This window comes from Ruegeria sp. AD11(2025) (assembly GCF_056542405.1).
In genome coordinates, this window is sequence record NZ_JBQFZU010000172.1 from 1 (window position 1) to 519 (window position 519).

Below are 519 nucleotides of genomic sequence, written 5' to 3' on the forward strand. Positions count from 1 at the left end.
CCGGGATGCCATTTTGCTCCAATGCGTCCGCATACAGGTTCGGTCCATGGCCCCGCTTCTGCGCAGTCAGATCATCCCACCAGTCATGGTTACCCAGAACCGCAAAGACGCCATATCGGGCCTTCAATTCCGCCAATACCGGGGCTAAATCCGCGATTTTCACCGGGCGCGACACCATCTTATAGCCCGCCGCATAGTCTCCGAGCAAAAAAACCAGATCCGGTGACAGCGCATTGGTCCGGCGCACAATCTGTTGAATGCGCTTCAGCGTGACATGAGGTTCGCCGACATGCAGATCGGCCAAAACCGCGATCCGCAGGGGCGATGCTGTCCAGTCCGACCGCCGCAGACGCCATTTGCGCACGCGAAGTCGCAACGCGGGTTCGATGAAGAAGCCGTATAAGGCAGCAAAAAAGCCTGCCAGCGTCACCGCCAGCAGGCCTTTGATAAACCCGCGCCGGGTCAAAGGATCACATCCGCGAAGCGACGTTTTCCCAGTTCACCAGATTGTCGAGGAAG

Annotated in this window: 1 protein-coding gene; it reads right to left on the reverse strand. The window is 58.2% G+C overall.

The annotated features are described in order from the left end of the window. Nucleotides 1-466 (reverse strand): metallophosphoesterase (locus ACR1XY_RS24940; RefSeq protein ID WP_480597576.1); only part of this gene is annotated, 466 nt, incomplete at its 3' end. Between the last annotated feature and the right edge of the window lie 53 nt (nucleotides 467-519).